The sequence below is a fragment of the Methylopila jiangsuensis genome, from assembly GCF_027922305.1.
Lineage (GTDB): Bacteria > Pseudomonadota > Alphaproteobacteria > Rhizobiales > Methylopilaceae > Methylopila > Methylopila jiangsuensis.
This window is the reverse complement of the sequence record NZ_BSFK01000005.1, coordinates 234,165-247,143: the sequence shown is the minus strand read 5'-3', so window position 1 is coordinate 247,143 and position 12,979 is coordinate 234,165. Positions and strand designations below refer to the sequence as shown.

General features: G+C 70.1%; 9 protein-coding genes and 1 riboswitch. Of the genes, 4 read left to right on the top strand and 5 right to left on the bottom strand.

All coding sequences use genetic code 11. The features are described 5' to 3' along the window. Positions 1 to 10 precede the first annotated feature (10 nt). A complete protein-coding gene (locus PKE85_RS02695; protein WP_271203251.1) occupies positions 11 to 895 on the top strand; it encodes an alpha/beta fold hydrolase in 885 nt (294 codons plus the stop codon). A 143-nt stretch (positions 896 to 1,038) separates the two neighbouring features. On the opposite strand, the gene PKE85_RS02690 is transcribed toward PKE85_RS02695, so the two are convergent. The 5 genes from PKE85_RS02690 to PKE85_RS02670 all read right to left on the bottom strand — a co-directional run bounded on the left by PKE85_RS02690 (position 1,039) and on the right by PKE85_RS02670 (position 10,576). Then, on the bottom strand, positions 1,039 to 2,424 hold the full coding sequence (locus PKE85_RS02690) for a carbohydrate porin (RefSeq protein ID WP_271203250.1): 1,386 nt from the start codon (positions 2,422 to 2,424) through the stop codon (positions 1,039 to 1,041). 333 nt (positions 2,425 to 2,757) lie between these two features. Then, on the bottom strand, positions 2,758 to 4,083 hold the full coding sequence (locus tag PKE85_RS02685) for a porin (protein WP_271203249.1): 1,326 nt from the start codon (positions 4,081 to 4,083) through the stop codon (positions 2,758 to 2,760). A gap of 312 nt (positions 4,084 to 4,395) precedes the next feature. Further along, entirely contained in the window at positions 4,396 to 6,252 is a 1,857-nt protein-coding gene (locus tag PKE85_RS02680; RefSeq protein WP_271203248.1) for an ABC transporter ATP-binding protein, read from the bottom strand. Between the two features lie 62 nt (positions 6,253 to 6,314). After that, the gene (locus PKE85_RS02675; RefSeq protein WP_271203247.1) at positions 6,315 to 9,401 is read right to left on the bottom strand and encodes an efflux RND transporter permease subunit; all 3,087 of its coding nucleotides are present in this window, start codon (positions 9,399 to 9,401) and stop codon (positions 6,315 to 6,317) included. Next, complete coding sequence (locus PKE85_RS02670; protein WP_271203246.1) at positions 9,398 to 10,576, bottom strand: efflux RND transporter periplasmic adaptor subunit; 1,179 nt, start codon at positions 10,574 to 10,576, stop codon at positions 9,398 to 9,400. Before PKE85_RS02670 ends, PKE85_RS02675 begins: the two co-directional genes overlap by 4 nt. Positions 10,577 to 10,775: 199 nt before the next feature. Here PKE85_RS02670 and aptA point away from each other — a divergent pair, with 199 nt between their 5' ends. The 3 genes from aptA to PKE85_RS02655 all read left to right on the top strand — a co-directional run bounded on the left by aptA (position 10,776) and on the right by PKE85_RS02655 (position 12,967). Continuing rightward, entirely contained in the window at positions 10,776 to 12,107 is a 1,332-nt protein-coding gene (aptA, locus tag PKE85_RS02665; RefSeq protein ID WP_271203245.1) for an omega-aminotransferase AptA, read from the top strand. 4 nt (positions 12,108 to 12,111) lie between these two features. Next, entirely contained in the window at positions 12,112 to 12,486 is a 375-nt protein-coding gene (locus PKE85_RS02660; RefSeq protein ID WP_271203244.1) for a hypothetical protein, read from the top strand. A 63-nt stretch (positions 12,487 to 12,549) separates the two neighbouring features. Next, positions 12,550 to 12,749, top strand: a riboswitch (cobalamin riboswitch). Positions 12,750 to 12,781: 32 nt separating this feature from the next. Next, a complete protein-coding gene (locus PKE85_RS02655) occupies positions 12,782 to 12,967 on the top strand; it encodes a CbtB domain-containing protein (protein ID WP_271203243.1) in 186 nt (61 codons plus the stop codon). The last annotated feature ends 12 nt before the right edge of the window (positions 12,968 to 12,979 follow it).

Genomic DNA, 12,979 nt, shown 5'->3' with positions numbered 1-12,979 from the left:
ACACGCCGCCATGAGCCCGCCCGCGATTGTGGATCATAGGATCGCGGTCGCGGACGGGCTCGCGCTGCACGCCCGCGACTGGCGTCCGGAACGCCCGTCCGGCGCGGCGGCGCTGTGCCTGCCCGGCCTGTCCCGGCCGCTCGACGATTTCACGGAACTGGCTGAGTTTCTCGCCTCGCCCCAAGGCGGAAACCGGCGCGTGATCGCGCTCTCCGCCCGCGGCCGCGGCGCCTCCGACCGCGACCCCGATCCGAAGCGCTACGACGTGGCGGTGGAGACCGGCGACGTTTTCGCCACGCTCGCAGCCCTCGATCTCACCCGCGTCGCGGTGGTCGGAACCTCGCGCGGCGGGCTTCAGGCCATGATGCTGGCCGCGATGAAACCGGATGCGCTCGCGGCCGTGGTGCTGAACGACGTGGGCCCGGTGGTGGAGGCGGCGGGCCTTGCGCGGATCCGCGACTACCTCTCCGCCGACGTCGCGCCGCCGACGAACTGGGCCGATGCGGCGGAGCGCGTCGCGGCGCTCATGGGGCCGGGCTTCCCGGCGCTGGGGCAGGCCGATTTCGAGCGCGTGGCGCGGCGCACATGGCGCGAGACGCCGGACGGCCTGCGACCGCAGAGCGACCCGGCGCTGGTCGCGACCTTCGCCGCGCTCGACCTCACGAAACCCATGCCGGCGCTGTGGCCGCTGTTCGACGCGCTGGCGAAGACGCCGCTGATGACGGTGCGCGGCGCGACCTCCGACATCCTGAGCCGGGACACGTTCGCCGCCATGCGGGCGCGGCGGCCGGACATGACGGCGTTCGAAACCCCGGGGCAGGGCCACGCGCCCCAGCTTGCGGACCGCCCGACGCTGGAGGCGATCCGCCGCTTCCTGGATCAGGCCGGCGCCTGATCCGTCACATCCTGTCTTGAAGCTGTCGAAGCCCCTGGGTCATGACCGCGCGGTCATCCGCGATTTGACGCAGAGAGAGCGCGGAGACGCCGGAAATCGGGGCTGCCCGAGGCAAGCTCGGGCATGACGGTTCTCGCAAGCCGTCAGAACGTCACCTGGGTGCGCAGGCCGAGCACCGTGGCGTCCTTGATGCGGCGGTCGCCGCGGCGCGGGTCCGGATCGCCGCCGCCCGGCCGCACGATGTATTGCGCGAACGGCTGCACCTTGAGCCAGCCCGCCACCGCCGCCTGATAGGACGCCTCGATGGCGATCTCCGACGAGCGCGTCGGGGTCGGACTTCCGAGCCGAACGGCGTCGCGGTCCGCCTCTCGCGCCCGGTCGCTGATGTGGGCGTAGGCCACGGCGACGCCGAACAGGTCGTCCGGCCGGCTCTCGAACGGCGCCTTCACGTTGAATCCGGCGTCGAAGTAATAGTCGATCAGGTTGCGGTTCGACTGCGGCGCCACGACCGCGCGGGCGAACAGCGACAGGCTGCGCGCGCCCTCCCCGCCTTCCTTCCACACCGTCTGGTCAATCAGGCCGTAGAGCGCGTAGGAGCCGTCATGGGAGCGCGGGTCGTTCGCGCCGGGATCGGACAGCGGCAGGCCGTTCCTGGCGAAGCGCAGGTCGTCGAAATCGTTGGAGTTGTACCAGCCGCCAACCTTGATCACGCCCGGCAGGCCGAACGCCGCCTCGGTGGAGTAGGCCGCTTCGGCGATGGCGAACACGCCCCGGTCCAGCGTGAAGGTGACGCCGCCGTTGTTCTTGCCGTCGTCGTCCAGAGGATCGCCGCTGTAGACGCCGGCCTGCACCGACCACTGGTCGTTGATCGTGTAGGCGGCGTGGACGCCCAGCGCCGGCACCGGATAGGCCGGTCCGCCGCCCGGAAGATCGACTCCGTTCAGGCCCGGCCAGCCGAAGGCGGAGTTCACGAACAGGCCGGCGGCGTCGCTGGTGACGAAATCCGCGTCGGCCGCGATCTGGCCGATCTTGAAGGCGAACCGGCCGTCCATCAGCGTCTGCTTGAAATAGACCTCGCCGAGACGGGTGAGGTTGTCGGCCTCGATCCCCGACACCGCCAGCAGGTTGCCGACCCGGTAGGTGGACAGGCCGTGGCCGGTGATGACGTAGCCGCCGGCGTGGATTTCGCCGCCGGTCCAGCCGGCGATCTTCTCGAGGTCGAAGATCAGCGAGGCCTGGAACAGGCCGGTGAAGCCGCCGCCCCGGCTCAGGCCGCCCGACACGTTGCGGGTGGCGTCGCCGGTGAAGCTCGCCTCAAGCGTCACGCCGGCGTCCTCCAGGCGCGTGCGCGCCCCGCCCCAGTCGCCAGTCAGCCGCTCGCGCGCGGCGAGATCCGCCCAGAAACCGCCCGGTTCGCCGCCGCCGGACACATCCGCGGCGTGACCGGGCGAGAAGCACGCGGCGCAGCCCAGAGCTGCGGCCGCGCAGGACAGCGTCAAGGCGGCGCGAACGACGTTCAGTCGGCTCATTTCCATAATCCCCGATCACGGCCCTGACGCGAAGGCGCCGGCCGCACCGCTCGCGCTGGCGAACCGCCCCACGCTCACGAATGTGTGAAGCAGAGTCGCGAAAAACGTATCCGAACACAAGACGGAAGATGGGCTGCGACAGCGTTTCGCAATCGCCGCGCCAAGTCCGTAAGGCTCCGCGGCGCTCAAATCCGATTTTACAATTGGACTAAACTTAATTTTGCTTGGACGCATCCAGCGATGCGCGCAGGCCCGCGCCGACGCGGAGCAAACGAAAACGGCCCCGGCGAAACCGCCGGGGCCGTCCGTCACGTTTCCGAGGAAACGTTGAGATCAGAAGTCGCGCTGGATGCGGAAGCGACCGGTGAAGGCGTCGTCCTTCTTGGGCTTCTGGCGGCCAGTGGCGCTGGAGACGTCGACGTTGTTGCCGTAATCGGTGTTCGCGTAGACGACTTCGAGACCGATGTCGAGCTTCTTGACCGGCGACCAGATGATGTTGCCGCCCACGGTGAAGGCGTCCCAATCACGGCTGGAGTTGAAGCGGCCGTCGTAGTCGACGTTGATGTAGGAGCCCTGCAGAGCCGAACGCCACTTGGGCGACCAATAGTGCAGCAGGCCGAGGTTGAAGGCGGACGCCTTCGACACTTCGATCTTGCCGTTGACGACGTTGAAGTCGTTGCGCTGGTTCAGCTCGTAGATGCGGCCGGTGCCGCCGATGCCGAAGTTCTGGTCGGTGAGGCCCACGTAGGACAGGCCGCCCTCGGCGTAAGCCGCGCTACCCCACACGTAGTCGCCCTTGGCGATCGAGTCGAGGTTGATCTTGGCGCCGCCGAGCACGCCCCAGCCGAGCTCGTCGTCCACGCCGCCGCCGAAGCGGTCTTCGTTGGCGGAGAGCTGGCGCAGGAAGCCGGAGAGCTGAACCTCACCCCAACCCTGCTTCACGCGCAGGTTGGCGACCAGGTCGGGCAGCTCGTTCTTGCCGTAGAAGTTCGGGCTGTTGGTGTTGATGTTGCCGAGGGCCGGATCGAGGTTGAGGGCGTCGTTCGCGGTGCGGCGACGCTGGGTGCTGTCTTCCAGCGCGATGCTGGCGGAGAAGCCCTTCACCGGCTCCAGCGTGTAGGCGACCAGCGGCAGGGTGCGGTCGGACACGAAGGGGTTGTAGAAGGTGGCGTAGGGCTTGAAGTCCCAGAAGGAGTCCGTGACACCGGCGGTCAGGCCGGCGAACTGGATGAACGCCTTGTCGAACAGCTGGTCGTCGCCCGTGGCGTCGGGGTTGGTGGAGGCGAAGCCGCCCGAGCCGCCCGACTCACGCTGGAACTGCAGGCGGATGTAGGTGCGCAGGGTGCCGTACTCGGTCTCGGTGCGCGCATCGAACCACAGACGGGCGCGGGTGCGGGTGCCGAACGAGTTGTTGTCGTCCTTGAAGCGATCGCCGTCGGTGCCGTCGAAGGACTCGGCCACCGACGCTTCGAAGCGGACGAAGCCGCCGATGTTCAGGCAGGTGTCCGAACCCGGAATGTAGAAGAAGCCGGCGCCGTAAGCGTCGCAGACCTTCACGTATTCGACGGGTTCAGCGCCCGGAAGATCGGCCGCCTGCGCGCCGGTCATTCCGATGAAGGCGGCGGCGGAGCCGAGCGCCAGGCTCTTGACCAATTTCATAACGTTTCTCCAACCCCAAAAGTTAAACTTCAGAACAACTGCGCCGACCGGCGCGGTCTGGTTCGAAGCGCTCGCCTGATCGGCGAGACGAAGCATCAAGGCGCCCCCTCGATGTCGCAGTTCGACCATATTCGCGGCGAAACGGCGCGCAAGCGTGAACGCGTTTGTGACGGTTCCGAGAGCGGCCTTTGGGTCCCGCTGTGGCATCCAGAGCACAAATTACAGGCGCGCAGCGGCCAAAGGCGCGCCTGCGGCCGGACGACTCCTCTCAAATTTTAGAGATTTAGTGATGTTTACGAATCGAACGGCGCGTCAGCCGCGCTGCAGGCGATGCGATTCCGCATAGGCGCCGCCCCGCGCCAGCAGGCCGAGATGGTCGCCCTGCTCCGCGATCCGGCCGCGCTCCACCACGCAGATCAGGTCCGCGGCCACCACCGTCGCCAGTCTGTGGGCGATGATCAGCGTGGTCCGGCCCTTGCGCATGGCGAGGATGTTGGCCTGCACCCGCGCCTCGATGGCGCCGTCCAGCGCCGAGGTGGCCTCGTCCAGCATCAGGATCGGCGCGTCGCGCAGCAGCGCGCGCGCGATGGCGACCCGCTGGCGCTGGCCGCCGGACAGCCGCGAGCCGCGCGGACCGACGCGGAAGCCGTAGCCGCCGTCCAGGCCGAGGATGAAGTCCTCCGCCGCGGCGGCGCGGGCGGCGGCGGCCACCTGCGCGTCGGTGACGTCAGGCCGGCCGTAGGCGATGTTCGCCCGCACGCTGGCGTCGAACAGCAGCACGTCCTGACTCACCAGCGCGATCGAGTCGCGCAGGCTCGCAAGCGTCACGCCCGCGATGTCCTGACCGCCGATCACCACCCGCCCCTGGGACGGTTCGTAGAGCCGCGCCACCAGATTCAGGATGGTGGTCTTGCCCGAACCGGAGGGGCCGACGAAGGCGACCGAGGCACCAGCGGGAATCGCCACGTCGAAGCCGTCGAGCACCGGCGCGCCCTCGTCCTGATAGGCGAAGGCCACGTTCTCGAACCTTATGTCGCCGGCGGGATCGGCGAGCGGGCGGGCCTCGGGCGCGTCGACGATATGGGCGCGGCGATCGAGGATTTCATAGATGCGGGCGATGGATACGCCGCAGATCTGAAGCTGCGCGTTCACCTGCAGCAGCCGGCGCAGCGGCTCGTAGAGCAGCATCAGCGAGGTGACGAAGGCCATAAGCTCGCCGGCGTCGCTCTCGCCCGAAATCACCTGCGACCCGCCCACCGTCAGCACCGCCACCAGCGCGATCGCGGTCACCATGTCGACGATGGGGGACATGACGGCCCGGGTGCGGGCCACCTTCATGGCCACCCGGCGCCGGCCGATGATGACCTCGCTCAGGCGCTTGCGCTCGAACCGCTCCAGATTCTCCGCCTTCACGCCGCGGATGCCGTGCAGCCCCTCCTCGAACGCCTGCAGGATCTCGCCGCCGAGCGACTGCCCGCGCCGGGTCAGCGCCCTGAGCTTGCGGTTGGCGAGCACCACCGGCACCGCGATCAGCGGCGCGCCGGCCAGCGCCAGCGCGAACCATTGCGGGCTCGCCCACAGCACATAGGCCACGAGGCCGATGAAGGTGACGACGTCGCGCCCGAGCGTGATGACAATGTTGGTGGTGGTGCTGTTCAGCACGTTCACGTCGTCGGTGGCGCGGGCGATGATCTGGCCGACGGAGTTCTTCTGGAAGAAGGCGAGGTCGAGCCCGAGCAGGTGGTCGGCGATGCGGTTCTGCAGCGCCGTCGTCACCTTGTTGGAGACCCGCGACAGCATGAACTGCTGCAGATAGCCAGCCCCCGCCCGCGCGGTGAACAGGACGAGCACCACGGCCACGATCCCGTGCAGGGCGTCGCCGTCGCGCCGCACCAGGATGTCGTTGACCAGCGACTTGAACAGCCAGGGCAGCGCCACCACGCTCGCGGCGAACACGGTCATGGCGAGCACGGCCACCAGCAGGTCGAGCGCGTGCGGGCGGATGAACTCGGCCGCGAACCGCCGGAGCCGGGACATGCGCTTCCGCAGCGGCTCGTCCAGCCGCATGTCGCGGCGCGGCGTCTCGCTGATGCGGTCCGGGTCCGCCGGCCGCGCGGTCGTTTCGCTCTGGGCCATCATGGGGTCCGGCTGCGGGATAAGGCGCTTCAAGGCTCGAGGTCAGCCTGTAGCCGGGGCGCCGCAGGCTCGCAAGGCCGCCGCTCGCCGCGGCGTCACTCGGCGGGCGCCGGCAGCGCGGCGGTCGCGGGCGTCTCCGCCGCCGCGCGTCGGCTTCCGAGCCAAGTGTAGGCGACCGGGGCCACGAACAGCGTCAGCAGCGTGCCGAAGCTCATGCCGCCCACGATCACCCAGCCGATCTGCTGGCGGCTTTCCGCCCCCGCGCCGCTCGCGAGCGCCAGCGGCAGCGCGCCCAGCACCATGGCGCCGGTGGTCATCAGGATCGGGCGCAGGCGCAGGGTCGCGGCTTCCAGCACGGCGGCGCGGGACGCCCGGCCCTGGTCCTGAAGCTGGTTCGCGAACTCCACGATCAGGATGCCGTGCTTGGTGATGAGGCCGACCAGGGTGACGAGGCCGATCTGGGAATAGACGTTGAGCGAGCCGCCGGTCAGCCATAGCGCGCCCAGCGCGCCGGTCATGGAGAGCGGCACGGTGAACAGGATGATGAGCGGGTCGGTGAAGCTCTCGAACTGGGCGGCGAGCACCAGATAGATGAACAGGATCGCCAGCGCGAAGATCAGCCCCACGCTCTGGTTGGAGGCGAGATACTCCCGGCTCTGGCCGTTGACGTCGGTCTGGACGCCCTGGGGCAGCGTCTCCGCCGCGACGCCGTTGAGATAGGCGAGCGCCTCGCCCATGGCGTAGCCCGGCGCGAGGTTCATCTCGATGGTGGCGGAGCGCAGCTGGTTGAACCGCCGCAGCTCCCGCGGCGCGACCGAATCCGTCACCGTCGCGACGTTGGAGAGCTGCACCATCGGCCCCGGCGCGCCGTCGCGGGAGGGCGCGCGCACATAGATGGTGGACAGCGTCTCCGGGGTGGCGCGGTCGGGAATCGCGAGCTGGACGATGACGTCGTACTGCTCGCCGTCGCGCTCGAAGCGCGTCACCTGCCGGCCGCCGAGCAGGGTCTCCAGCGTGCGGCCCACCATGGCCACGTCGAGCCCGAGATCGGCGATCTTGCGCCGGTCCAGCGTCACGGTGAGCTCCGGCGCGTTCAGCTCCAGATCGCTGTCGATGTTGACGAGGCTGGGGTTCTCGGAGATGCGCGCCACGAAGTCCTGCGCCAGCCGGTTCAGCTCCTCGTAGGAGCCCGAGGTCTGCAGCACGTACTGCACCGGGCGCGAGGCGCCGCGCTGGCCGAGCGCCGGCGGGTTGGTGGTGAACAGCATCAGGCCCGGAATCTCGCGCAGCCGTCTGGCGAGGTCGGCCATGATCTGCTGCTGGGAGCGGTCGCGCTCGGCCCAGTCCTTCAGCGGCGCCCGGCCGAGCACGTTGGTGATCAGCGGCTGGCCGATGATGGTGAGATAGCCGTCCACCTCCGGATAGCTCCTGAGGATGTCCTCGAGCTGCATCGTGTAGCGGGTGCTGTAAGCGATGGTGGAGCCTTCCGGCGCGACGCCGCGGATCTGCAGCACGCCCCGGTCCTCCACCGGCGACAGTTCGGACGGCAGCTGCGCCACCAGCAGGCCGGACAGGCCCGCCACGGCAAGCGCCAGCGCCGCCACCGCGACCCGGCCCTTGAGCGCGACCGACAGCGCCGCCCGATAGCCCCGCTCCAGCGCCCGGAGCCAGCCCTCCACCAGCCGGTAGAGCCGGCCGGGATCGGGCTGATGGCGCAGCATGCGCGAACACATCATGGGCGTCAGCGTCAGCGCCACGAAGCCGGAGACGATGACCGCGCCGGCGAGCGTCAGCGCGAATTCAGTGAACAGCCGGCCCGTCCGCCCCGGCGAGAACGCCACCGGCGCATAGACCGCCGCCAGCGTGATCGTCATGGCGATGACCGCGAAGCCGATCTCGCGCGAGCCCCGGATCGCCGCCTCCATGGGCGGCATGCCCTCCTCCACATGGCGGTAGATGTTCTCCAGCACCACGATGGCGTCGTCGACCACGAGGCCGATGGCGAGCACCAGCGCCAGCAGCGTCAGCGTGTTCACCGTGAAGCCGAAGGCCAGCATCATGGCGAAGGTGGCGATCAGCGACACCGGGATCGTGACCACCGGGATCAGCGAGGCCCTGAGCGAGCGCAGGAAGAACAGGATGGTCAGCACCACCAGCGCGATCGCCTCGAGGATGGTGTGCCACACCGCCTCGATCGAGCGGTCGATGAACACCGCCTGATCGTAGTTGATGAGGCCGGTGACGCCCGGCGGCAGGGTGCGCTGGATGTCCGGCAACGCGGCGCGCACCGCCTGCGACACCTCCAGCGGGTTCGCGGTGGCCTGCTTGACGACGCCGATCGCGACCGCGGGCCCGGCGTCGTAGCGCGACTGCTTGCGCTCGTCCGCCGCGCCGAGCTCCACCCGGGCCACGTCGCGCATGCGCACCTGCGCCCCGTCCGCCACCTTCACGACGATGTCGCCGAACTCCTCCGGCGTGGTGAGCCCGGTGCGGGACAGCACGGAGAACTCCCGGTCGGCGCTTTCGATGCGGCCGGACGGAATCTCCACGTTCTGCTGGGAGAGCGCGGTCTCTACGTCCTGCACGGTGAGGCCGTAGGCCGCGAGCCGGGTGCGGTCCACATAGATGCGCATGGCGTAGCGCCGCTCGCCGAAGATCTGCACGTCGGCGACGCCGCGCAGCACCTTGAGCTGGTCCAGCACGTGCCGGCTCACATGGTCCGTCAGGTCGAGCTGGCTCATGCCGTCCGAGCGGAACGCCATGTAGAGCACCGGCTGGGCGTCCGCCTCCACCTTGGCGATCACCGGCTCGTCGATCTCGTCCGGGAGGCGGGAGCGCACCCGCGAGACGCGGTCGCGCACGTCGTTGGCGGCCACGTCCGGGTCCACGTCCAGGTCGAAGCGCACGGTGATGCGGCTCGATTCCTGCCGGCTCTGGGATTCGATGGTGTCGATGCCCTCGATGCCGGAGATGGAATCCTCCAGCACCTGCGTCACCTGGCTCTCGATGATGCGGGCCGCGGCGCCGGGATAGGTGGTGGTGACCGAGACGGTGGGCTCGTCCACGTTGGGATACTCGCGCACCGTCAGGCGCTGGTAGGAGACGAGGCCGATCAGCACCAGCGCGAGGCTAAGCACCGTGGCGAAGACGGGCCGGCGGATGCAGGTCTCGGCGATCTTCACGGCGCGATCCGCGCCGCGCCCGGCGTCGCCACCGCCGCCTGACGCGCGGCCTCCACCACCTCCACCGCCGCGCCGTCGCGCAGGAACTGGTGGCCGGCGACCACCACCACGTCACGGGGCGAGAGGCCGGACACGATCTCCACCTCTCCGGCCCTGCGCGCGCCGAGCCGCACCGGCGTCTCCACCGCCTTGCCGTTCACGACCCGGTAGACGAAGCTTTCGGCGCCGCGGGGGTTGAGCGCGCTTTCGGGCGCGAGCACCACGTCGTGGCGCTCCTCGGCCTGCACCTCCACCCGCGCGAACAGGCCGGGGCGCAGCAGCCCCTCCGCATTGTCCAGCCGGGCGCGCACCCGCAGCGCGCGGCCATTGACGTCCACCTGCGGGTCGATGGCGTAGATGCGGCTGGTAAACGCCCGCTCCGGATAGGCGTCCACCGTCACCTTCGCCTCCAGTCCGGGCCGCACCTCCGCGAGGCGCGCCTCCGGCACGCGGAAATCCACCTTCAGCGTGGCGACGTTCTCAAGATTCACGATCGACTGGCCGGCCTGCACATAGGCGCCGACGGAGGCGAGCCGGAAGCCCACCACGCCGTCGAACGGCGCGCGGATCTCGGTCTTGCCGAGGCGCACTTTCGCAAGCTCCACCGCCGCCTGCGCCGTGGCCCGGTCGGCCACCGCCTGATCCCGCGCGGTGTCGGTGGCGTAGCCGGAGCGGGACAGGGTCGAGGCCCGCTTCAGATTGGCCTCCGCCAGCGTCAGCCGCGCCTCCAGGTCCTTCAATTCCGCGAGCAGCAGCGAATCGTCCAGCTTCAGCACCGGATCGCCGGCGCGGACGCGATCGCCTTCCCTGAAACGGATCGCCACCAGACGGCCGGGCTGCTCGGCGGCGATCTGGACCGATTCCTCCGACACCAGCGAGCCCACGGTCGCGAAGCGGCTCGCCACGCTCTCGGCCCGCGCCTGCGCGGTCTCCACCGGGACGGGACGGGCGGACGCGCGTTGCGGCTTCGGCGCGGGCCGGGCGGCGGCGCCTCCGGCGGGCTTCGCCGCGCCGAGGCTCTCCGCGGCCGTGTCGAAGGCGCGCTGGGCGGGCGCGGGCAACAGCGCGTTCATGCCGGCGTAAGCGCCGGCGGCGACCACGGTCAGGGCTGCGACAGCGATGATCGAGGCGCGCATCCGCCCTCCCATGCGACAAATTAGACGACGCCCACGGCCTGCGCCACAGACTGACGGCTCCGCTCCTGAAACGGACGAGACGCCGCCGCTCTGCGCCTCTTCACGCGATCGGGAACGGCGTTTCCCCGCCTTGACCTGCCGGAGGCGCCCGCCCAACGTGGCGCCGCACGCCTGACCGCAACAGCCGGACCTTACTCCCATGCCTGCGAGCGCCGCCCCTGCGCCGACCAACAATCTCGACGCTTTCTGGATGCCGTTCACGCCGAACCGGCAGTACAAGGCGGCGCCGCGCATGCTCGTCAGCGCCAAGGACATGCACTACCGCGCCGCCGACGGCCACGAGGTGCTCGACGGCGCAGCCGGCCTGTGGTGCGTCAACGCCGGCCACGGCCGCGAGAAGATCGTCGAGGCGGTGCAGCGGCAGGTCGCCGAACTGGACTTCGCCCCCGCGTTCAACATGGGCCACCCGAAAGCCTTTGAATTCGCAAGCCGCCTCAGCGCGCTGGCGCCCAGGGGCCTCGACCATGTGTTCTTCGCCAATTCCGGCTCGGAATCGGTCGACACCGCTCTGAAGATCGCCCTCGCCTACCACCGCGCCCGGGGCGACGCCGGCCGCACCCGGCTGATCGGACGCGAGCGCGCCTACCACGGCGTCGGCTTCGGCGGCCTTTCGGTTGGCGGCATGGTGGCGAACCGCAAGGCCTTCGGCCTCGGCCTGAACGGCGTCGACCACCTGCGCCATACCCACGACCCGGCCCGCAACGCCTTTTCCCGCGGCCTGCCCGAGCACGGCGCGGAGCTCGCCGACGATCTGGAGCGGCTCGTGGCGCTGCACGACGCCTCCACCATCGCCGCGGTGATCGTGGAGCCGGTGTCCGGCTCCACCGGCGTGCTGCCGCCGCCGAAGGGCTATCTGGAGCGGCTGCGCGCCATCTGCGACCGCCACGGCATCCTGCTGATCTTCGACGAGGTGATCACCGGCTTCGGCCGGCTGGGCGCGGCCTTCGCCTCGGAGCTGTTCGGGGTGACGCCCGACATCATGACCACCGCCAAGGCCATCACCAACGGCGTGGTGCCCATGGGCGCGGCGTTCGCGTCCTCGAAGATCTACGACGCCTTCATGACCGGCCCGGAGCACGTGATCGAGCTGTTCCACGGCTACACCTATTCCGGCCATCCCATGGCCTGCGCCGCCGGCCTCGCCACCCTCGACATCTACCAAGAGGAGGGCCTGTTCGAGCGCGCCGCCGTCATGGGCGCACGCCTCGCCGACGGCCTTCACGCGCTGAAGGGCCTGCCGCACGTCATCGACATCCGCACCGTCGGCCTCGTAGGCGCGGTGGAGCTTGAGCCGATCGACGGCGCGCCCTCGAGGCGGGCCTACGCCGCCTTCGCCAGAGCCTTCGACGACGGGCTTCTGCTGCGCACCACCGGCGACACCATCGCGCTGTCGCCGCCGCTGATCATCTCGGAGGCGCAGGTGGACGAGCTGGTGGGCAAGCTCGCGGACGTGCTGAAAGCGATCGACTGACGCCATGGCCACGCCCCCAAAACCGCCGGCGCCCGACGCCGACCGGCCGATCAGCCGCGCCGCCTTCTTCGGCTGGGGCCTCGGCTTCATCAGCCTGATCGCGCTCTCCGTGGTGGGCCTCGGCCACAGCCCGCAGATCCGCGGCGCCGCCAACCTGCAGTACTGGGTGGTGGTGGCGCTGGTGGGGGCGGCGGTCGCCGCCGCCACCTGGGCGCTGGCCCGGGCGGAGGCCGCCAGCCGCGCCGGCGACGCGGCGCGCAGGCTCGGCGTCGGGCTCGGCGCGCTCGGGCTCGGGCTGTTCCTGTGGGAAGCGGTGGCGATCGGCCGCGGCCTTTCGCCCTCCCCGGTGGGAATCGCCACGCGTCTTCTCGGCTATTGAGCCGCCATGTTCGACCAAGGCGCCCGCCACACGTCGTTGTGAGCCGGCGCCGCGTCTGCTAAGCCTCGGGGCGTTCGCTTCGGCTCCTTCGGGACCAGAGGGAATCCGGTGGGGGATGCGCTCGCATCCCGAGTCCGGAGCTGCCCCCGCAACTGTGAGCGGAGAGCGGCGCGCCAGTTCCGCCACTGGACCCCGTGTCCGGGAAGGCCGGCGCGTCGCCGCGACCCGCAAGCCAGGAGACCTGCCGCGGCGCCCACGCCAACGCCCTCGGTGGGAGGGCACGAAAAGGCCCGTCATGTCGCACGCCGATCTCCGTCCGTCCGCCGCTTCCGCCGCGCTTAACCCCTCGCGCGCGTTCCCGATCGTCGCCGCCTTCCTGTTCGGCGTCGTGATCATCGGCGGCGTCGGCTTCACCCAGATGGCCGTGGCGCACAACGCGGCGCACGACCACCGGCACTCGATCGGCTTCCCCTGCCACTAAGGCCGGAGCCGA